Here is a 20,760-nt window from a genome sequence, read left to right on the forward strand (position 1 = left end):
GCTGACGATGAACTGATTTTGAATGGATGGGCCATTGGCAAGATTTCGTCATGCCGTAATCCCCGCCGAACGATGGGTCAGCATGCCCTCTACTTGCAGCTAGAAGAACGTCCCGACACGGCGCTGGACGATATAAACCTTGTGTAAACCATTAAAATTACGGGCCCGGTTGCATGACGCGACCGGGCGCGTTAGCGTGATGGTCCATTTGGGGGTGGGGGGTCGCCTTGTCCGTAATCGAGCCTGGGGTGTGGCAGTGCCTGGCGCTGCTGCAGCACGAACTGTTGCTGTTTGCCGGGGTGTTTTTCCTGATTGGCGCGATCGATGATCTGGCGCTTGATGCCGTGTGGCTTTGGCTGCGGGTAACGGGCCGCGCGATGACGCAGCAGCGCAGCCGCAGGGCGCTTCAACATCGGAGCCTGTCCGGACCCGTCGCGGTGCTTATTCCGGCCTGGCAGGAAGCGGCCGTGATTGGCCAGACGATCCGCCACCTGCTCGAAACCTGGCCGCAGCCGGGGGTGCGCGTCTATGTCGGCTGCTATCGCAATGATCCCGACACGCTGGGCGTGGCCGTCGCATCAGCGCGCAACGATCCGCGTCTGCGGCTTGTCATTCTCGATCGCGCCGGACCCACCACCAAGGCCGATTGCCTCAACCGTCTTTATGCCGCGCTCGCTCTGGACGAAGAACGGGCGGGCCAACGCTTCAGCGCTGTCGTGTTTCACGATGCCGAAGACATGGTTGATCCGGGCGCGCTTGGCCTGCTTGACGAAGCGATTGCGGGCGGGGCCGATTTTGTCCAGCTGCCGGTGGAACCGCTGGTGCCCTATCCCCGGCGGTGGGCCGCGCGGCATCTTGCCAGCCATTACTGCGAAGAATTCGCCGAAGCGCATGGCAAGGGGCTGGTGGTGCGTGACGCCCTCGGCGCTGGTGTGCCGGGAGCGGGCGTGGGATGTGCCACGTCCCGCCGTGCGCTGGATCGACTGGTTGCGCGGGCAAGCGGGAACGGTGCTGGCAGCATGCCCTTTGCCAGCGATTCGCTGACTGAAGATTACGAACTGGGTCTGGCGATTGCAGCGGCCGGCGGACGCTGCCGCTTTGTCCGGGCGCGCGGCGAAGATGGCCGCTTGATTGCCACCCGCGCCTATTTCCCGCATCGCTTTGACACCGTGGTGCGACAGAAAAGCCGCTGGGTTCTGGGTATTGCCCTGCTTGGTTGGGACAGAGTGGGATGGAATGGCGGGCTGGCCGAATACTGGATGCGCGCGCGGGACCGTCGTGGACCTTTGACTGCGCTGGTATTGATGGTCGGCTATGTGCTGGTGGTGCTGACGGGGATCATGGGCGTGATGGTGGCGACGGGCGTCGCTGATCCTGTGCCACTGTCCCCGCTCCTGAGATGTGTTCTGATTACCAACGCCGCGGCCTTCGCGTGGCGCATCATGATGCGCTTTGCCTTCACCACCCGGGAATATGGCTGGCGCGAAGGAGTGTGGGCTGTGGCGCGCCTGCCGCTGGCCAATGTCATCACGATCATCGCAGGGCGCCGTGCCGTGTTTGCCTATGCCCGCACGCTTTTGGGTGCCGCCGCAAGGTGGGACAAGACCGACCACGATGCGCACCCTGCCAATCCGGGATTGATGCAGGCGGTGCAATCGTGACCGCGGGCCGCACCCGGACCGGTTTCCGGGGCGGTCCGCTTGCGATGCTTGTGCTATTGATCGCGGGATGGGCCGGTGCGCGGGCGATGTGGTGGGAAAATCCGTTCGCGCCCTTGGGCAATGCGCTCGCGCCTCCATTGGCTGCGGCCGTTGTTGAAGCCGGAACAGTCGGGATGGCGCCATTCGTCGCCACGTCACCGGCCATTGAGGCGGGCGCGCGTTTCGCCGCGGTGATCTCGCATCGATCGTTAGCGACACGGCAAGCGGTGCTGCGCCGTACTAGCCGCGCTGCGCCATATGGCCTCGCGTATCGCATGGCGCCACTGACTGCGCCTGATCGTTCCGCTGAGATTGGCGACCGTTCCGCTGTTGAAAGTCCGACCGGTCTTGTATCGAACGAAGGCACGCGGCCTTTTGCGCCGCCAGTTATGGCGCCTGCTGCGGATCGCTGGTCGGTTGATGCCTGGGCATTCTGGCGGCAGGAGTCCGATGCCTCGCCCGTGTCGCAAGGGCGCGTGCCGATCTACGGCGCAAGCCAGACCGGAGCAGTGCTGCAATATCGGATCGCCCCTGCGTCTACACACGACCCGCGGTTTTACACCCGTGCCTATCGCGCCCTGGTGCGCCGCGGCGAAAGCGAAGCCGCGTTGGGCGCTTCGCTTCGCCCCCTGGCGGACATCCCGCTGCGAATGGCGGGAGAGGTGCGTTATACGGATGGCGACGTTCGTGATAGTTGGCGGCCTTCGGCGTTTTTTGTCACTGAACTGGCTCCGGCAACGTTGCCATATGGGGCGCAGCTTGAAGCCTATGGTCAAGCCGGCTGGGTCGGGGGACCGGATGCAACCGGATTTATCGATGGACAGGCCAGCGTGACACGCGAAGTACGCCACATCGCTCGCCTCACGGACAATGCGCTGCGTGTCAGTCTGGCCGCAACGGTGTGGGGCGGCGCACAAAAGGACGCTCAACGGATCGACGTGGGCCCCAGCCTGCGGTTGGATACGACCATCGGGACCGTGCCTGCGCGCCTGTCGATCGACTGGCGTGAACGGGTCGGCGGCGATGCCGCTCCGGATTCAGGTTTGGCGGCGACGTTATCGACGCGTTTCTGAATTCGCCAGCGCGGGCGGACGCCGGAACCGCGCCTGATCGCTGATAAAGTGGATGGGCAAACACCGCGGCTTTCATCGCCGTGCGCGCTCGTCTAGGCCAGCGCCATGGACGTGTATCTGCCCATCGCGAATCTTTCGGTCAACGGCCTCTTCATTGTGCTGCTGGGCGGACTGACGGGTATCTTGTCCGGCCTTTTCGGCGTGGGTGGCGGATTTCTGACGACGCCGTTGCTGATCTTTTACGGTATCCCGCCGACAGTTGCGGCGGCTTCGGCCGCGACGCAGGTGACCGGCGCGAGCGTTTCTGGCGTGCTGGCCCATTCGCGTCGCAAGGGCGTGGATTACCGCATGGGCGGTGTGATGGTCGGCGGCGGGATCTTGGGTGCGTTGATCGGGGCCGGTCTGTTCAGCGCGCTGCAATCGCTTGGCCAGATCGATGTCGTGATCTCGATCCTTTACGTGTTGATGCTCGGTTCGATCGGGACGTTAATGATGCGCGAAGCCGTTGGCGCATTGCGGCCCGGCCTGCTGGGCAAGGCGGGGGGGCAAGCCAAAAAACGCCGCCACCACCCGCTTGTCGCCAGCCTGCCCTATCGCTGGCGGTTCTATGCGTCGGGCCTGTACATTTCGCCTTTGGCTCCCGCGATCCTGGGAATGCTGGTGGGTATCCTTACGATGCTGATGGGCGTGGGCGGGGGATTCCTGCTGGTGCCTGCGATGCTGTATATCCTCGGGATGAGCGGCAATGTCGTGGTCGGCACGTCGCTGTTCCAGATTCTGTTCGTGACGATGGTCACAACGATGACCCATGCGCTGACGACCAAGGCGGTGGATCTCGTGCTGGCGGCGTTGCTGCTGCTGGGATCGGTGCTGGGCGCGCAGTTCGGCACGCAGATCGCGCTGAAAGCCCGGCCTGAATATCTGCGCCTTGCCCTGGCTGCGCTGGTGCTGCTTATCGCCTTGCGAATGCTCTACGGGCTCGGCGTTCAGCCTGACGAAATTTACACCGTGGTTCCGCTGTGAGGGCGGGCCTGTGACTTTGACGGGGCGGCTTGTTTTGCTGCTGACTGCATGGGCCGCGCTATCTGCGCAGCGCGAGCCTGTATTGGTGCCTGCGGTCAGCCAGTCGCGGATCGAGGTGCGACAGGGCTTCACGGGCGCACGGCTGCTGCTGTATGGCGCGGTAATCGATCCCGCTGGCGCAGGGCGGGCGGGCAATTACGACATCGTTGTGGTTCTCAAAGGCCCGACCGAACCAGTGCGCATTCGCGAAAAGGATCGCCTGGCAGGCATCTGGATGAACGCAGGTTCCAGCGATTTTCGATCCGCCCCCGCTTTCTTCGCAGTCGCATCGTCGCGTCCCGTGGGGCAGATTGTGGATGAACGCACAGCGGCAATCTATGAGTTGGGAACCGATTTTATCCAGCTGTCTCCTTCGGGTCAGATCGATCCCGAAGAACAATTGCGGTATGCCCAGGGTTTGGTCGAACTGAGGCGGCGGCAGGGATTGTATCAGGAAAACCCGCGAGGCGTCAGCATCGCGGAAAAGGTGCTGTATCAGGCACGGATCGATCTGCCGTCCAATGTGACGACGGGGCGTTACACCGCAGAAACCTTCGCGATTGCCCAAGGACGGGTGCTGACCAGCGCCACCGCCCGGATCGAAGTGGTAAAAGCCGGTCTGGAAGGCCGCGTGGTGACAGCATCGCAGCGCAATTCGTTCCTTTACGGTCTGGGCGCGATTGCGCTTTCGCTGGCGATGGGCTGGATGGCAGGGCGACTGTTCGCGCGCGGCTGAACCCATTGCGCTCCCGGGCAACCCAGGGCGTTGACCCGATCTTAACTCCAATCGCGGTAACGCCATGCAGCCCTACCGGGCGCGCAGGGGAATAGGCGCTAATGAGCGATCACGGCAGACAGGATTTTGAACGCTTCACCGGGCCCAACCCGGCAGGGGCGGAAGAATTGGCATCGGCTTATGCCGGTAGCCATGACAACGCGCGTCTGCCGATCGGGGTGGTGCTCGAAATATCGGGTTCCGGCTCGCAGATCGCGCTGGACATGCAGCGGCTCAATGAATGCATGGAAGACGCCGATCCATCGATTGCGCTGGCCGGGCAGGTCGGCAGCCAGATCAAGATTCGTGTCGGCGATGCCTGGTTGCTCGCCAACGTCCGCGACCAGCGAAAGGACCGCCGCACCGAAGGCGGGATCATCGCACATATCGACTTTCTGGGCGAAGGGTCCGAAGAAAAGCTGACAGGCCGCATCCACGGGTTCAAACGCGGTGTGACGCGCTATCCGGTTCCGGGGGCCATGATCTACCCGGCAACCACCAGGGATCTGGAACAGATCTACGCCAGCGATGGCCGCGCCAGCATCACGATTGGCAAGGTGTTCCCCACGAAAGACATCCGCGCCGGCCTCTATATCGACGCGATGCTGGGCAAGCACTTTGCGCTGCTGGGTTCAACCGGAACCGGCAAATCAACCAGCGCCGCGCTGATCCTGCACCGCATCTGTGAAGCTGCGCCCAAGGGTCACATCGTGATGATCGATCCGCACGGCGAATATTCGGCCGCCTTCCGCACCACGGGTCAGATCCTCGACGTATCGAACCTTCAGATGCCCTACTGGCTGATGAACTTCGAAGAACATTGCGAAGTATTGCTGTCGAGCAGCGGCAATGACCGTCAGGTCGATGCCGATATTCTGGCCAAATGCTTGCTGGCCGCACGGTCGAAAAACCGTCTGGCGCAAACCATGGGCAAGATCACTGTCGATTCGCCGATCCCCTACCTGCTGTCCGATTTCGGCAACATCCTGCAGGATGAAATGGGCAAGCTGGACAAGGCAACTTCGTCGGCACCGTTCATGCGGATCAAGGGCAAGCTTGACGAGATCAAGGCCGATCCACGTTACCAGTTCATGTTCTCGGGCATGCTGGTGGGCGACACGATGGTAGATTTCATCAGCAAGATTTTCCGGATGCCCGGAAACGGTCGCCCGATCTCGATCATCGATGTGTCGGGCGTGCCATCAGACATCACGTCTACCGTGGTCGCCGTACTCAGCCGCTTGGTGTTCGATTTTGCCATCTGGGGGCGCGAAGAAAAGACCCGGCCTGTGCTGCTGGTCTGCGAAGAGGCGCACCGTTACGTACCCAATGAAAAGAACGCCGATGGTTCGTCAGTGGGCAAGATACTCAGCCGCATCGCAAAGGAAGGCCGCAAATACGGGATCAGTCTGGGTCTCATTACACAGCGCCCTTCCGATCTAGCCGAAGGCGTGCTGTCGCAATGCGGCACCATCATTTCGATGCGACTCAACAATGATCGCGACCAGGCCTTCGTGCGCGCCGCGATGCCCGAAGGCGCGCGCGGGTTCCTCGATTCTATCCCGGCCTTGCGCAACCGCGAATGCATCATCTGCGGCGAAGGCGTATCAATCCCCATTCGCGTCAGCTTCGACAATCTCGAAGAACACAAGCGGCCTGCCTCGGAAGATCCGAGCTTTGCCGACTTGTGGAGCAAGGATGGCGGCGAACAGGAACTGGTCGAGCGCGTCGTAATGCGCTGGAGATCACAAGGTTAAGTATCCCGCCCCGGCCCCTCGCGCAGGCGGGAGGGGGTATCAGCGCCAAACTTTCCTCCTCCCGCTTGCCTGGGGGGTCGCGGGCGGGATTTAAGTTCCTCTGGTATCGCCATAAAGGTGAATGTGAAGCCGGTCGCTCATGCGGAAACCGTGCGTAAGGCATAGGTCGGAAAGCCACGCCTGCCGTTCACGCTGCGCTGCTGTGGTCGTGCCTTCGGCCATTAGGAACACACGTTCGGGGCGGAAACGATAGCGGCGTTGGAGCGCCAGCACCTCATCCACATCCTCGGGCGTAGCGATGACGAACTTCAAAAAAGCGCGCGGATCGGCCGCCCAAGTGTCGAGCCTTGCAGGCAGCAGCGCCAGATCGGCCGGATTGCCGCTGTGCGAGAGCTTGGGGCTGACATTGTACTGATCGACCCGCACATCAAGCCGCGCGGGCGGCGCGACCGTGCCGTTGGTTTCGATCTCGACCGCGATATCGGGCAGGTGGGTGAGTATCTCTGCAAGCGCGCCTGCTTGAAGCAAAGGCTCGCCTCCGGTTATGACAAGACGTCTCTGGCCGAGCGCCGCAATCCGCGCGGCAGTGTCCTGCGCCGAGAGAACCACCTGATTGGCCTTCCGATCGAATGTCACGCCGTCACGGTGCGGACGGTTATCACCCTCAAACCGCCAGGTGTACGCCGTGTCACACCACACGCACGCAAGGTTGCAGCGCGACAAACGCACAAAGGCGACCGGCACCCCCATGCTCGGCCCTTCGCCTTGCAGCGAGGCAAAAATCTCCGGCGCTCCGGTGTCGTCGGTGGCAAGCGTAAGGTTCATATGCCGGCCCTATGCCACGATTTCCCCCGCTGGGAAATTTTCAGCAAGGCAAGCTGGTCAGCCGCCAACCACCGCGAGATTGGGTCCCTTCGCACCGCGTTGAAATTCATGGGAGCGCTGCATCTGCGCTGCGGCCAGCGCTGTCCGTCCGTCGCGGTGGGTGTTGCCCACCTCGAAGGCGTTCACCGTTCCGCGCAACCCGTCAGCTTCCCGTGCGAGTGAGGCTGCCGCCGCGTTGCATTGTTCGGCCATGGCGGCGTTCTGCTGCGTCGATCGGTCAATATCGCCCACGACCTTGTTGATCTGCGCCAGACTATCCGACTGGGCTTCGGTGGATGCGGCGATGCTCTCCACAGCTTTGGTCAGCGCGGCGATGGCCTGTGTGATGGCGGCAAAGGAACTGCCGCTTCTGGTGACGAGACTGACGCCCGAGGTGATATGTTCGCTGGTGGCCGAAACCAGCGACTTGATCTCTTCAGCGGACGTGGAACAGCGCAAGGCAAGCGCGCGCACTTCATTGGCGACCACGGCGAATCCCCTGCCGCTTTCTCCCGCACGTGCAGCCTCGACCCCGGCGTTCAGCGCCAGCAGATTGGTCTGAAAAGATATGCTCTCGATCACGCTCACGATGTTGGCGATGTTCTGACTGGACCGTTCGATCTGATCCATGGCTAGGACCGCTTGGGTCACGACCTGCGAACCTTCGTCGGCGGTGGCGTTGCTTTCGCGGATGGTCTGCTGTGCGATGCTGGCTTCTTCGCGGGTCTGCTGAACCTGTTTCAGCACCTCCGTGACCGCCGCGGCAGCCTCTTCGAGATTGGCTGCCTGCTCTTCGGTGCGATGCGCAAGATCGTCGGATGCGACCCGGATCTCGTTTGAGCCCGATGAAATGGCATTCACCCCCTGGACCACGGTGCTAATGGTGTCGTGGAGCGCTGCAACCGTAGAATTGAAATCGGCCGCGACCCGGGCATATTCGGGCGGTAGATCGACCACCGCAATGTCGAGCTTGCCGTTGGCCAGCTTTGCTAGGGCATCGCCCAGCACGGCGTTGAGCGAATTGACCTTGTTGCTCACATCCAGAAAGTACGATGACAGAGCCACATCCATGTCCAGCAGCGAAACCTTCACAAGCGCCGCGATACGTCGCGCCTCGGCCCGTTTCCAAGGCAGGTAGCGTTTCCAGCCCGGCGCGATCATTTGCAGCAGAAGGTCGTTGAGGATGCGGGCGTAGCTGCCAATATACCACTTGGGTTCGAGACCGATGCGAGCGTGTACTTCGCCGATGTGGTTCGACCGCGTCAGGAAGGATTCGTCCAGCCCCTCGGTAAAGGCGCCGGTCCAGTGCTTCGCCTGCGCGCGCCGCGCCCGCTCCATCGAGGTCGCATCGGTAAACTTTGCGGAAAGTTCGTTGCGGGTTTGGAGTTCGCGGTAAAATCCGTTCAGCGTCGGTTCGATATAACGCCTGATTGCTGCAGCTACGCCTTTGAAATCAGGGTCATGCGCGTCCAAACCATAATATTCCAGACGTTCGGCAAGGGTGGGGTTTGTCATTGGATGATGCTCCATTGGCCTCAGTGTGCCGGAACTGGTGCAGCAATGAACAAACCCAACCGCCCGCGGCATGGACGCCGCAGGGTTCTGCCCTATTGCCCCTAAAGGCGATGTGTGCAGATCGAAGTGTCATCAAATGGTCCAAGCCGTGCGACAAGCGTCGCACCCGTCAAAAGCAGCACGTTCCCACTGCGGGGATAGCGCCAAGATCTGAATCCGGCGGCTTTATCTGCTAGGCACAAATACCAAGGCGGACAGTCAGCGCCTCATCTTTGCGGCAGTGACAGGCGCTTATCCCAACCGGGCAAGAGCCGCCGTCACGCGTTCCACTTCACCCTGATGATGGGCGAGATCGCCGCGGGCCTTCTCGACCGCCTCGGGCTTGGCCTTTTCGGCGAAGGCCGGGTTGGAGAGGCGCCCTTCGAGAGATTTGGTTTCCTTTTGAGAGGTCGCCAGCGCCTTTTCCAGCCGGGCCTTTTCGGCCGTGATGTCGACGATGCCTTCAAGCGGGATGACGAACACATCCTCGCCTGCGGTCACCTGCATCGCGGGGCCAGCGGGGGGCTCGCCTATGGTTACCGGTGTAAGGCGTGCGAGGCGTTCGATTGCGGCGCTTGAGCGCTCGACAGTGCGGGCGGCGACGTCCGAAGGCGAAGCGAGCCACGCCGCCAGCTTGGCACCCGGCGGAATGCCGAGTTCGTTCTTGGCGGAGCGGGTGCTGGTGGTGAGGTCGATCACCCAGTCGATCGCATCGGTCGCTTCCTTGCTCACTTCGGCTTCCGGCTTGGGCCACTGCGCCACAATCAGCTCGTAGGGCCGCTCACCCAGCTTGTGCCACAGCTCTTCGGTGATGAAGGGCATGAAGGGGTGCAGCATGACGAGGATCTGGTCGAGCGCCCAGCCGGCCACCGCGCGGGTTTCCACAGCAGGCGGGCTGTCGGCAACGCCTGCAAACACCGGCTTGATCAGTTCGAGATACCAGTCGCAGAACTTGCTCCACGTGAACTGGTAAATGGCGTTGGCCGCCGCATCGAAGCGCAGATCGGCCATCGCGCGCTCGATTTCGGTCACGCAGGCGGCCACTTCGCCGATGATCCACTGGTTGGCGGCGAGGCGTGCTTGCGGAGCCTTGACGCTGGCCGAGGCACCGATCCCGTTCGACTGGCAGAACCGCGCCGCGTTCCACAGCTTGGTGGCGAAGTTGCGGTAACCCTCGACGCGGCGTTCATCCATCTTGATGTCGCGGCCCTGGCTTTCCATCGCCGCCATGAAGAAGCGCAGCGCATCGGCGCCGTACTGGTCGATCAGGCCCAGCGGATCGACCACATTGCCCTTGGACTTCGACATCTTCGCGCCGTCCGCCGCGCGCACCAAGCCGTGGAGATAGAGCGTCTCCCAGGGCTTCTGGCCCATGGTGTAATAGCCCATCATCATCATCCGCGCGTCCCAGAAGAACAGGATGTCGAAGCCGGAGATAAGCAGGCTGTTTGGGAAGTGCTTGTTCAGGAGCGGCGCGCCATCGTCAGGCCAGCCAAGCGTGGCGAAGGGCCACAGCGCCGACGAGAACCACGTGTCGAGCACGTCGTCGTCTTGGCGCAGCGTGACGCCGTCACCGGCGAGCGCCTGCGCTGCGGCCTCGTCCTCGGCGACGAAGCAGCGGCCATCATCGGCGAACCATGCCGGGATGCGGTGGCCCCACCACAACTGGCGCGACACGCACCACGGCTGGATGTTCTCCATCCAGTTGAAGAAGGTCTTCTCCCAGGTCTTGGGCACGATCCCGATTTCGCCCGAGCGCACGGCTTCGATCGGTTTTTTCGAAAGTTCGCCTGCGTTCACATACCATTGGTCGGTCAGCCATGGTTCGATCACCACGCCGCCGCGGTCGCCATACGGGGTCTGGATCACGCGCGGTTCGGCGTCGTGGTGGGTTTCCTCCCCGTCCTTGTCGCGGGTGACGTGGGGCACGAGGAACCCCTTGGCCTTCAACCGCTCGACCACGGCCTTGCGCGCATCGAAGCGGTCCATCCCGACGAACTCCGCCGGGATCAGGCCGTCTGCCACCTGCACCACCGCCGCATCGGCATCGAGCATGTTGAGCATCTCGCCCGCCGCGATCCCGGCGCGCTTGCCGACTTCGAAGTCGTTGAAGTCATGGCCCGGCGTGATCTTGACGCAGCCCGATCCCAGCGCGGGATCGGCGTGCTCGTCGGCGATGATCGGGATGCGGCGGCCGGTGATCGGCAGCACGATGTGCTTGCCCACGACGCTGGCATAGCGTTCGTCCGCCGGGTTCACCGCCACGGCCATATCGGCGAGCATCGTTTCCGGCCGCGTGGTCGCGACGATCAGGTGATCGGCGCCATCGGCGGTCAGCACGCCATCGGCCAGCGGATAGCGGAAGCGCCAGAAGCTGCCCTTGATCTCTCGCGTCTCGACCTCGAGATCGCTGATCGCGGTCTTGAGCTTGGGGTCCCAGTTCACCAGCCGCTTGTCGCGGTAGATCAACCCGTCGTTATACAGATCGACGAAGGTCTTGGTGACCGCGCGGGTGAAATGCGGGTCCATGGTGAACTGCTCGCGGCTCCAATCCATCGAACAGCCCAGTCGCCGCAGCTGATTGGTGATGGTGCCGCCACTTTCGGCCTTCCATTCCCACACCTTGGCGATGAAATCGTCGCGGCTGTAATTGCTGCGCTTGTCGCCGCGCGCTTCCATCTGGCGTTCGACCACCATCTGCGTTGCGATCCCGGCGTGGTCGGTGCCGACCACCCACAGCGCGTCACGCCCACGCAGGCGTTCATAACGGATCACCACGTCCTGCAAGGTGTTGTCGAGTGCATGGCCGATATGCAGACTGCCGGTTACGTTCGGCGGCGGATTGACGATGGTGAACGCTTCGGCATCGGGGCGTTCGGGACGGAAGCATCCGTTCGTTTCCCAGTGGGAATACCAGCGCGCCTCGATCTCAGCGGGGTCGAAGGTGGTGGGCAGGGTGGGGTTGATGGTGTCCGGCATAATGTTCGCGCCATGCCAGCACCAATGTTGCGATGCAATGACGGACCGATGCGCGGCCAAACTTGCGCTTTACCGCGAGAGTCTTGCTAGGGCGGGAAAATCACCCCATAGCCTGATCCCGATGCAGAGTGCGGCGCAATACAATCTTGAACATGTGGATGCAGAAGGAAGTGCCGGGACGGATCGTCTGGCGTTGTCTGGCCATCTGACGCTGGCGCATATCGGGCCGCTGGAACAGGCGCTGACGCAAATTCCCGGTCCTGTGGACACCATCGATCTTTCGGGCGTCGAAGAAATCGACACCGTGGGCGCGTACGTGGTGTGCCGTCTTGCGCGCACCCACGACAGCGCCATTACCGGAGCCAGCCCAGCGGCCGGACGTTTGCTGACCGCGGTGCGCGGGATTGATGAAGGCGGCGATATACGGGCGCGGCGTATGCCGGTGTGGACCCGCGTGCCTGCGGCACTGGGCGAAAAGGTTTACGGAGCGCGTGACGGCGCGGTGGGTGTGATCGGCTTCTTTGGCCAAATCCTGATTGGCGGGGTCAAGCTTATCCGCCATCCCAGCCGTTTCCCGATCAAGGCGCTGGTCCACCAGATGGAGCTGGTCGGCATTTCTGCGCTGCCGATCATCGGCTTGATGAGCTTCCTGATCGGTATCGTCATTGCGCAGCAAGGTTCGGTCCAGCTTGAACAGTTCGGAGCGGAATCGCTGACGGTGAACCTTGTAGGCCGGATCACCTTGCGCGAATTGGGCGTGCTGATGACTGCGATCATGGTGGCTGGCCGGTCGGGCAGTGCCTTTGCCGCGCAGATCGGCACGATGAAGCTGACCGAAGAAATCGACGCGATGCGCACCATTGGCATTTCGCCGATTGAGGTGCTGGTGATCCCCCGCATCCTCGCTGCGACCTTCATGATGATTTTGCTAGGCTTTTATGCATCGGCAATGGCGATTATCGGCGGGGCTGTGGTTGGCGATGTTACACTGGGTATCCCCTTCATCACCTTTCTGATGCGGATACAGGAAGTCGTGCCGGTCCACGATCTTTGGGTGGGCCTGATAAAGGCGCCGGTGTTCGGGCTGATCGTGGCCCTCGCCGGCTGCTATCACGGGATGCAGGTTCACGGTAACTCCGAAGAAATCGGGCGCCGCACCACCCAGGCAGTGGTTTCGGCCATTTTCGCCGTCATTGTGATCGATGCGTTCTTCGCAGTGTTCTTCACAGAAATTGGGTGGGGCTGAGGCATGCGGATGAACGATCATCCCGATGACAGTAGCCCTGCCATTGTGGTCGAAGGGCTGGTCAACAGCTTCGGCGACTTTGCGGTGCATGATGGCCTCGATCTGACCGTCAAGCGAGGCGAAATTCTCGGCGTCGTGGGCGGGTCAGGCACCGGCAAGTCGGTCTTGATGCGATCGATCATCGGGCTTCAGCGTCCGCAGGAAGGCCGGATCGAAGTGCTTGGCTGCGACCTGAGCGATCAGGACCCCAACGGCGAAACCGGTGTGCGCAGGCGCTGGGGTGTGCTGTTTCAGGGCGGCGCGCTGTTTTCGACACTTACCGTGGGTGAGAACGTCGAAGTCCCCATCAAGAAGTTCTATCCCGATCTCGATCCCAAGCTGCGGGCCGAGATCGCGCGTTACAAAGTTCTGCTTTCGGGCCTGCCTGATAGTGCGGTGGCGAAATACCCGTCCGAGCTTTCGGGCGGCATGAAAAAGCGCGCCGGGCTCGCCCGTGCCTTGGCGCTGGACCCTGAGCTTTTGTTCCTCGACGAACCCACCGCCGGGCTTGATCCGATCGGCGCAGCGAAATTCGATCGTCTGACACGCGAGCTGAAAGAGACACTTGGCCTGACCGTGTTTCTCATAACGCATGATCTCGATACGCTTTACGAAATCTGCGATCGTGTGGCGGTGATTGCGGAAAAGAAGATCATTGCCGTGGGCACGATCCCCGAACTGATCGCGACCGGTCATCCGTGGATCGAGGAATATTTTGGCGGCCCGCGTGGTCGCAGCGCGCATGAAGCGCATGTGCGGGGTGAGCCATGATCCTGGCCGACCGCAAGAGACTGTTGGACATCCGCACCTGCGGGGCGGCATAGGAAACGCATATGGAAACCAGAGCCAATCATCTGTGGGTCGGTGCGGTGACGCTGGTCTTGCTGGCGGCGCTGGCTGCGTTCATCGTGTGGATCGCGCAGCTGGGCGAAGGCAAGCAGGATGAATTCGACATCTTCTACGGCCAGTCTGTCTCGGGCCTTGCCAAGGGCAGTCAGGTCAGCTTCGCCGGGGTGCCTGTAGGTCAGGTCACGGAAATCGCACTGGCCAAGAACAATCCCGAATTCGTCCGCGTTCGCATCAAGGTTGGTGAAAACGTGCCGATCCTTGTCGGTACGCAGGCGACGATCCAGGCGAGCTTTACGGGCGTTTCCACGATCCTTCTGGATGGTGCGCGCAAGGATAATCCAGCGATTACCTGCGCAACCACCGCCTGTCCCGAAGGGCGCCCGGTAATCCCCCCCGGCCGCGGCGGATTTGGCGAAATCGTGGCCAATGCCCCACTGTTGCTGGAACGGCTGGCAACGCTGACCGAACAGCTCAACACCATTCTGGGTCCCGACAACCAGAAGGAGCTGGCGGGCATTCTGCGCAACAGCAACCGCCTGACCAGCGGTCTTGCCGATGCAAGCCCGGAACTGACCGCCAATCTCAAGGCGTTCCGCACCACGATGACCGAATTCAACGAAACGCTGGATGCCTACGAAAAACTGGCACTGACGACCGACAGCGTGCTGACCAAGGAAGGCGAGCCTTTGGCCAAGGAACTGCGTGCGACACTGGTATCTGCCAACGCGGCACTGACGTCGCTGTCCGCCACGCTTGAAGACACGCGGCCCGCTGCACGCCAATTGCGTACCACCACCTTGCCAGCAGCCGAAGCCACGCTTCAGGATTTGCGAGCCACCAGCCGGGCGCTGCGTTCGATCACCGAAAAGATCGAAAGCGAAGGCGCAGGTGCGTTGGTTGGCGGCCAGTCGCTTCCCGATTACGAGCCGAAATGAGGATGACCGTTTCGATGACCATGATGACCCGGCCGTTTCTGGTTGCGCCTTTGTTGCTGGCTTTGTCCGGCTGCATCAGTCTGGGGGGTGAGCCACCTGCAAGTCTTCTGACGCTCAGCCCGGCGGCCAGCACGCCTGCGGGCCCCGGCGTGGCACCGGGCGACACCCGCCCGGTGATCGCGGTGCTTCCGTTCGATACCCCGGCCAAACTTGATGTATTGCGTGTCCCGGTTGCGGTCAGCGACACCGAACTGGCCTATCTGCAAGAAGCGTTCTGGGTGGAAAAACCTTCGCGGTTGTTCCGCCGGCTGGTGGGCGAAACCATCCGTGCCCGCGGTGCGGCGCTGGTGGTTGATAATGACGACATCGCCACGCTGTCGACCGTGACCTTGCAGGGCACATTGATCGACATGGGATATGATGCGCAGACATCATCGGCGGTGGTGCGGTTCGATGCGGTGCGGATCGGCAGGGACGGCGCTGTCGTCACCCGCCGTTTTGAAGCGCGCGAAAGCGGCGTGATCGCAGAAACCCGCGCGGTGGGGACGGCGCTGAACAGTGCGGCCAACACAGTGGCGGCTGATATCGCCGACTGGGTTTCAGCGGGCTAGGTTCTCCGCGCCAGCCGGGCAAAGGCGAAGGCGCGCAGGAAATCGGCCTCGCGCCGTGCGCGGCGTTCTTCGGCTTCTTCGTCGCGGCCCCACAGATCGGCCTGCCATTCTTCTTCGAGGCACACCGCCTGCCACAGCGCGCGGGGCTCGTCCTCATGGCTGGCGTCGAGTGCAGCCAGCGTCGTGATCAGCGATGCGGCAAGCGTCGTCATTGTTTCCGCAGCGGCCAGAACAAATGGATCAAGGACGCGCAGCCGTTCCTGAAGCACGACCATCGCAGAGGCTGGCTGAGGGCGGTGCACCACACCGCTGACCCGTACGAAGGCAGTGCGGTGCGCGCTTTCGAACGCGGTCAGCAAAGGCTCCCACACCTCCTGTTGGCGTTTGTACAAGGGGGCGTCGGGATCGGCACGGTAACACAGCGTGTCGGTTTCGGCATAGACGACAAGACGCTGCACGGTTGCCGCCGGATCGGAAGCGACCACATCGATCGCGTAATCGGCCATGTCGCGCATCGGCAAGCTGGCCGGGTCGATTTTCTCGCCCTGTCGGCGCCATTCGGCCGCCAACGCTTCACCCAGAGCCTGGGTGGGGACAATCTGCGCAGCGCCGCCAACCGTCTTCACGCCGCGCCCGTCGAGCTGCACTTGCCACCCACCTGCCACAGCGGCGAGCGTTACATCCTCATAGAACCTGCGGATCATCTGGAGTTCCTGTTTCCCGCGTTCCAGCTGCGCACGATAAAGCGCGGCAGGAAAAATACCTCGAAGAAGCCTGCCAACACGATGACCACACCGACAGCGTAGGGCCACTCAATCAGCCCGCGCACAATGGCAAATCCCAGCATGACCATCGCCACTCCGCCGAACCGGACGGCGTTGATGATGATGAAGCGGTTGCGCGCCCGTGCATCGCTATGGCCGCGTTCGGACAGGCTCATGGCAGCGTCTCCTGAAGTGCATTGAACAGTGCGGCGGCCGTATCGACGACGCGCGCCGCACCACTGGCAAGCAGTTCGGGCGTATTGTGATAACCCCATCCGACCCCGATCGCGGCTACACCGATGCCGCGCGCCATCAGCATGTCAAAGCTGGTGTCACCGATCATCACCACCTGACCCGGCAATGCGCCTGCGTCGAACATCGCGGCTTCCAGCATCGCAGGATTGGGTTTCGAGGGATGCCGATCGGCGGTCTGAAGCGAGACGAATAAGTCGGCAATACCGTGGGTGGCAAGACAGGCGGCCAGCCCGCGATCGGACTTGCCGGTGGCGACCGCCAGGCTCCACCCGGCGCTGCGCAAATCGTGCAACATGGCGGCAATGCCATCATAAAGCGGTTCGTCCAGCAGGCCTTCTTCACGCCGCGCACGGAAGCTGGATCGGTAGAATTCGGTAACGGCGCGGTTCTGATCGTCGCTGAGATCGGGGGCAAGGCTGCGCACCGCGGCAGGCAGGCTCAGCCCTACGATGCGGCGAACTGCCTGATGATCCGGCGCGGCCAATCCGGCTCGGCTGAAAGCCCGCTCCATCGCCCAGCAGACATCCGCCTGTCCATCGACCAGCGTGCCATCGCAATCGAATACTGCCAGCTTCATGCCGTAACGCCTCGCACGTAGTCAGCCATCGCACTAGCGCCTGCCGCTGCAAGTCCATCCGCGATCCGGGCGCGCGTCTCCGGCATCTTGTTCTGCGACATTTTGTAGGTGGGCCGCCTTTCCGTGATAGTCAGTTCAAAGCCGACAATGCCGCGAAACAGGCTCGCCCACATGGCGTCGGACGATTCCTCCGCGCGCCATGGTTCCCCGCCAAGGCGTGCTTCATGCTTGGCAATTGCGGCGCGAAGAAACCCTTCCAACTCCGCATCAGCCATCCGCCGCACCGGGCCCTCCAGTTCCAACGCCACATAATTCCAGGTCGGCACGGTGTTGCGATCATCGTACCAACGCGGCGACACATAGGCATCCGGACCGTTGACCACGATTTGCGCTTTGGCGCCTTCAAGATGACGGGTGATCGCGTTGCTGCGGGCAAGGTGGAATTGCACGGTTCCTGTCTCGCCCATCAGCAGCGGCGTATGCGCCACGCGCGGACCATCGGGGGTGGCAGCGATGACCATGCCAAAGCCGATCTGTTCCACCAGACGGGCTTCGGCCGCCAGATCATCGCTGCGGAAAAGCGGATTGGGATGCATCAGCGCGCAGGCTTCCGGCCGGGCCCCTTGGTGGGCGGCTTGCTTTTGCCCGCGGGTTTGGCACCCTTGTCTTTGGTTTTGGACTTCGATTTGACCGCCGCATCACCGCGGGCACGGCGCGGGGCGCGGGCTTCCTTGCGCGCCTGCTTGAAGTGGCGGCGGGCCGCCTGCTTCTTTTCCTCGCCCGTGCGTTCCGGCGCCTCATCACCCATCGGCGAGGCATCGGACAGGCTTTCATCAAAACCCAGCACTTCCATGCTCATGGCAAAATGCGGGGGCAATTCGGCGGTCACGTCCAGCTTGCCGCCAGTTCCTTCACCGGTCTTGGGTTCGGAAATGATGAGGCGGCGGGCGTGCAGATGCATCTTGCGGCTGACCGCGCCGGTGAGGAAGCTGTCCGGCCCGCCATATTTGCCGTCGCCCACAATCGGGTGGCCGATCGCCGCCATGTGGACGCGCAGCTGGTGGGTGCGACCGGTCAGCGGTTCCAGTTCCACCCACGACGCACGCTGCCCGGCGCTGTCGACCACGCGATAACGGGTCTTGGCGGCTGCGCCGTTTTCTTCGTCGACATGCATTTTCTCGCCGCCGGTGCCCGGCTGCTTGGCGAGCGGCGCGTCAATCACGCCTTCGGCCATTTGCGGCTTTCCAACCACAAGCGCCCAGTAGACCTTGCGCGCCGAACGACCGGCAAAACGTTTGGAGAAGCTGGCAGCAGCGCCCGGTGTGCGCGCAATCAGCAGGACGCCTGAAGTGTCCTTGTCCAGTCGGTGAACCAAGCGCGGGCGAGGGGTCTTTTCGGTTTCGACAAACGCATCAAGCAGCCCGTCAACGTGCTTGGTGGTCTTGCTGCCACCCTGCGTGGCAAGGCCGGGGGGCTTGTTGAGCACGATCGCGCTGGCGGTTTCGCGAATGACCATCGCCTTCGCTTCGGCGATCTGTTCGGGGCTGAGCACGCGTACGCGCGGCGCGGCCTTCTTGGCGGAAGGCGCGTCTTCGCCTCCGGGTGGCACGCGCAGCACCTGGCCCTGTTCCAGTCGGTCTTCAGGCTTGGCACGCTTGCCATCGACGCGGATCTGCCCGGTGCGCGCCCAGCGCGACACGGTGGCAAAGCCGATTTGGGGCAGGTTGCGCTTGAACCAGCGGTCCAGCCGGATGCCGTCGTCATCCTCGCTCACGGTGAATTGGCGGACATTGTCAGCCGGGGTATCGATTGGGGTCTCGGTCATTGAACACTCTGTGCGGCTACAAGGCCGATGATAACTGCCGCCATGCCTGCGATCAGCGAAGCAGCGGCATAGCCTGCGGCCATCCCCGCCTGGCCGCGATGGAGCATGGTGACAAGTTCGGAAGAAAAGGCGCTGAACGTGGTAAACCCGCCAAGCAGCCCGACGCCAATCAGAAGTCTGGCCGATTCTGCGCTGGTGTCGGCCAGACTGCCGCGGGCCATCCAGCCCACCAGTGCGCCCATGGCAAGGCTGCCGATGATGTTCACCGCCAGTGTCCCCCAGGGAAAGGCATTGGCAGGACCAGCCAGTCCGCTGGCTGCGCGCCCGACATGATACCGCAGCACCGAACCGGCAGCACCGCCGACAGCGACATTGAGGCTGGCTACAAGAGGGGAAATTTCACCGGACATGGCGCGGCCATAGCGATGGCAGGCCGTTCTGCCTAGCGCAGCCGGAGAACGTTTGCGCCTGTCACCGCACGGCTACGGCTTGCCTTTGGCGCGGCGTTGGACTATCGGGGCGCGGTTTGGTGGGCGGTCCTGCAAGGGAATCGCCCGCGTATCATTGGTGTTTCACAGGCAATTCACCGCGTATCCCCGCATGATTCGGGCGGGCTCTGGCGTTTTGAAAAATTAAGGTAGTCGTCGTTTATGCAAATCATGGTTCGCGATAACAATGTCGATCAGGCTCTGCGCGCGCTCAAGAAGAAGCTGCAGCGCGAAGGCGTTTATCGCGAAATGAAGCTGCGTCGCCACTACGAAAAGCCCAGCGAAAAGCGCGCCCGTGAAAAGGCTGCTGCGGTTCGCCGCGCCCGCAAGATGGAGCGCAAGCGGATGGAGCGTGACGGGAGCAAATAATCCCGTCACAAAGCAGCTTTCCGTGACCGGAACTGCTTGAATCCCCCTTTCCGATCAGCCATCAGGGCGCGGCTAATTCCCGCGCCCTTTTGCCGTCGTTCTCCGGCGCACAGGCGCCCATCAGGATCGTACCCATGACCGAGATTACCCGCGTGCCGATCAAACCTGTTGCCAAGGGTTCGCTGACCAAGCTGTGGATCGGTGTGATCCTGGCGATTCTGGTAGGGGCAGGGCTCGCTTGGGCTGCCGTACCGCGCGGGCTGAACCTCGACACGCTGGTGGCAGGTACGGGGCCGACCGCATCCAAGGGCGATGTCGTCTTCGTCAAGTACAAGGGGTCGCTCGCGGCTGATGGTACGGTGTTTGACGAATCGCAGAATATCCCGCTTCCGGTGCAAGGCCTTTTCCCGGAAGGTAATCCCTTCCCTGTGGAGGAAGGCGCGACCATTCCCGGTTTTTATGAAGGTCTTCAGCAGGTGCAGAAGGGCGGCAAGTACACGCTCTTCATCCCTGCCGATCAGGCCTATGGCGCAACCCCGCCTCCGGGTAGCCCGATCCCGCCCAACGCCGATCTGGAGTTCGAGATCGAAGTAACCGAGATCATGACCCGGGCAACCTTCGACCGCAACCTGCAGATTCTGCAGCAGACCATGCAGTCGCAGATGGGCGGCGCACCGGGCGGTCCTGAGGGCGCTGCACCCGCTCCTCAGCCCGGCCAGTAAGGGGCGCCGGACCATGTCGGTAGACAAGGCAACCGTAGCCAAGATCGCCAGCCTTGCGCGTATCCGGATGGATGACGCCGCGCTCGAACAGATGGTGCCCGAATTGAACGGCATCCTCCAGTGGGTCGAACAGCTGGCCGAAGTGGACGTGACGGGGGTTGAGCCGATGGCGGCGGTGATCCCCAACACGTTGCGCCTGCGCGATGACGTGATTGACGCCGATCCGCTCACAGGCGGGGGCCGTCAGGGCGATGTCCTCGCCAACGCGCCTGCCGCCGAGCACGGCTTCTTCGGTGTTCCGAAAGTGATCGAATAG

Annotated in this window: 21 protein-coding genes; 12 read left to right on the plus strand and 9 right to left on the minus strand. The window is 62.5% G+C overall.

The genetic code is table 11. The features are described 5' to 3' along the window. The first annotated feature begins 227 nt into the window (after positions 1–227). From SJY33_RS00590 to SJY33_RS00610, 5 genes are all read left to right on the plus strand, one after another. Positions 228–1,661 (plus strand): glycosyl transferase family protein, encoded by a 1,434-nt coding sequence (locus tag SJY33_RS00590; RefSeq protein WP_379920550.1) that lies wholly within the window; start codon positions 228–230, stop codon positions 1,659–1,661. Beyond that, positions 1,658–2,773 (plus strand): hypothetical protein, encoded by a 1,116-nt coding sequence (locus SJY33_RS00595; protein WP_379920551.1) that lies wholly within the window; start codon positions 1,658–1,660, stop codon positions 2,771–2,773. Before SJY33_RS00590 ends, SJY33_RS00595 begins: the two co-directional genes overlap by 4 nt. A gap of 105 nt (positions 2,774–2,878) precedes the next feature. Beyond that, positions 2,879–3,796 (plus strand): sulfite exporter TauE/SafE family protein, encoded by a 918-nt coding sequence (locus SJY33_RS00600; protein WP_379920552.1) that lies wholly within the window; start codon positions 2,879–2,881, stop codon positions 3,794–3,796. Positions 3,797–3,806: 10 nt separating this feature from the next. After that, positions 3,807–4,571 (plus strand): TIGR02186 family protein, encoded by a 765-nt coding sequence (locus tag SJY33_RS00605; RefSeq protein ID WP_379920553.1) that lies wholly within the window; start codon positions 3,807–3,809, stop codon positions 4,569–4,571. A 101-nt stretch (positions 4,572–4,672) separates the two neighbouring features. Further along, entirely contained in the window at positions 4,673–6,367 is a 1,695-nt protein-coding gene (locus SJY33_RS00610; protein WP_379920554.1) for an ATP-binding protein, read from the plus strand. A 90-nt stretch (positions 6,368–6,457) separates the two neighbouring features. On the opposite strand, the gene SJY33_RS00615 is transcribed toward SJY33_RS00610, so the two are convergent. The 3 genes from SJY33_RS00615 to SJY33_RS00625 form a co-directional block, all read right to left on the minus strand. Next, positions 6,458–7,192 (minus strand): 7-carboxy-7-deazaguanine synthase QueE, encoded by a 735-nt coding sequence (locus SJY33_RS00615; RefSeq protein ID WP_379920556.1) that lies wholly within the window; start codon positions 7,190–7,192, stop codon positions 6,458–6,460. 57 nt (positions 7,193–7,249) lie between these two features. After that, positions 7,250–8,746: a methyl-accepting chemotaxis protein gene (locus SJY33_RS00620; protein WP_379920557.1), complete on the minus strand. Its 1,497-nt coding sequence runs from the start codon at positions 8,744–8,746 to the stop codon at positions 7,250–7,252. A gap of 291 nt (positions 8,747–9,037) precedes the next feature. Then, a complete protein-coding gene (locus tag SJY33_RS00625) occupies positions 9,038–11,764 on the minus strand; it encodes a valine--tRNA ligase (protein WP_379920558.1) in 2,727 nt (908 codons plus the stop codon). 121 nt (positions 11,765–11,885) lie between these two features. Between SJY33_RS00625 and SJY33_RS00630 the strand changes: the two genes are divergently transcribed. From SJY33_RS00630 to SJY33_RS00645, 4 genes are all read left to right on the plus strand, one after another. After that, positions 11,886–13,010: an ABC transporter permease gene (locus SJY33_RS00630; RefSeq protein ID WP_379923489.1), complete on the plus strand. Its 1,125-nt coding sequence runs from the start codon at positions 11,886–11,888 to the stop codon at positions 13,008–13,010. Positions 13,011–13,019: 9 nt separating this feature from the next. Continuing rightward, on the plus strand, positions 13,020–13,820 hold the full coding sequence (locus SJY33_RS00635; protein ID WP_379920559.1) for an ABC transporter ATP-binding protein: 801 nt from the start codon (positions 13,020–13,022) through the stop codon (positions 13,818–13,820). Between the two features lie 62 nt (positions 13,821–13,882). Continuing rightward, entirely contained in the window at positions 13,883–14,833 is a 951-nt protein-coding gene (locus SJY33_RS00640; protein WP_379920560.1) for an MlaD family protein, read from the plus strand. 14 nt (positions 14,834–14,847) lie between these two features. Next, positions 14,848–15,444, plus strand: a complete 597-nt coding sequence (locus SJY33_RS00645) for an ABC-type transport auxiliary lipoprotein family protein (RefSeq protein ID WP_379920561.1) — start codon at positions 14,848–14,850, stop codon at positions 15,442–15,444. Here the strand turns inward: SJY33_RS00645 and SJY33_RS00650 are convergent. The 6 genes from SJY33_RS00650 to crcB are packed head-to-tail and all read right to left on the minus strand — an operon-like array spanning position 15,441 to position 19,275. Next, positions 15,441–16,148 (minus strand): ATP12 family chaperone protein, encoded by a 708-nt coding sequence (locus SJY33_RS00650; protein ID WP_379920562.1) that lies wholly within the window; start codon positions 16,146–16,148, stop codon positions 15,441–15,443. The genes SJY33_RS00645 and SJY33_RS00650 overlap by 4 nt on opposite strands. Further along, a complete protein-coding gene (locus SJY33_RS00655) occupies positions 16,145–16,384 on the minus strand; it encodes a hypothetical protein (RefSeq protein WP_379920563.1) in 240 nt (79 codons plus the stop codon). The genes SJY33_RS00650 and SJY33_RS00655 overlap by 4 nt, the downstream gene beginning before the upstream one ends. Further along, complete coding sequence (locus SJY33_RS00660; RefSeq protein ID WP_379920564.1) at positions 16,381–17,040, minus strand: HAD-IA family hydrolase; 660 nt, start codon at positions 17,038–17,040, stop codon at positions 16,381–16,383. Before SJY33_RS00660 ends, SJY33_RS00655 begins: the two co-directional genes overlap by 4 nt. Then, the gene (locus tag SJY33_RS00665) at positions 17,037–17,636 is read right to left on the minus strand and encodes an FMN-binding negative transcriptional regulator (protein ID WP_379920566.1); all 600 of its coding nucleotides are present in this window, start codon (positions 17,634–17,636) and stop codon (positions 17,037–17,039) included. Before SJY33_RS00665 ends, SJY33_RS00660 begins: the two co-directional genes overlap by 4 nt. Next, complete coding sequence (locus SJY33_RS00670) at positions 17,636–18,865, minus strand: RluA family pseudouridine synthase (RefSeq protein WP_379920568.1); 1,230 nt, start codon at positions 18,863–18,865, stop codon at positions 17,636–17,638. Before SJY33_RS00670 ends, SJY33_RS00665 begins: the two co-directional genes overlap by 1 nt. Next, positions 18,862–19,275: a fluoride efflux transporter CrcB gene (crcB, locus tag SJY33_RS00675; RefSeq protein WP_379920569.1), complete on the minus strand. Its 414-nt coding sequence runs from the start codon at positions 19,273–19,275 to the stop codon at positions 18,862–18,864. The genes SJY33_RS00670 and crcB overlap by 4 nt, the downstream gene beginning before the upstream one ends. A gap of 240 nt (positions 19,276–19,515) precedes the next feature. Between crcB and rpsU the strand changes: the two genes are divergently transcribed. From rpsU to gatC, 3 genes are all read left to right on the plus strand, one after another. Continuing rightward, positions 19,516–19,722, plus strand: coding sequence for a 30S ribosomal protein S21 (gene rpsU / locus SJY33_RS00680; protein WP_017664771.1), 207 nt, complete (start codon positions 19,516–19,518; stop codon positions 19,720–19,722). Positions 19,723–19,856: 134 nt separating this feature from the next. Next, entirely contained in the window at positions 19,857–20,444 is a 588-nt protein-coding gene (locus tag SJY33_RS00685) for an FKBP-type peptidyl-prolyl cis-trans isomerase (RefSeq protein ID WP_379920570.1), read from the plus strand. A 13-nt stretch (positions 20,445–20,457) separates the two neighbouring features. Beyond that, complete coding sequence (gene gatC / locus SJY33_RS00690; protein ID WP_379920571.1) at positions 20,458–20,760, plus strand: Asp-tRNA(Asn)/Glu-tRNA(Gln) amidotransferase subunit GatC; 303 nt, start codon at positions 20,458–20,460, stop codon at positions 20,758–20,760.

This window comes from Erythrobacter sp. R86502, from assembly GCF_042466465.1.
In the GTDB taxonomy this organism is placed as follows: Bacteria; Pseudomonadota; Alphaproteobacteria; order Sphingomonadales; family Sphingomonadaceae; genus Erythrobacter.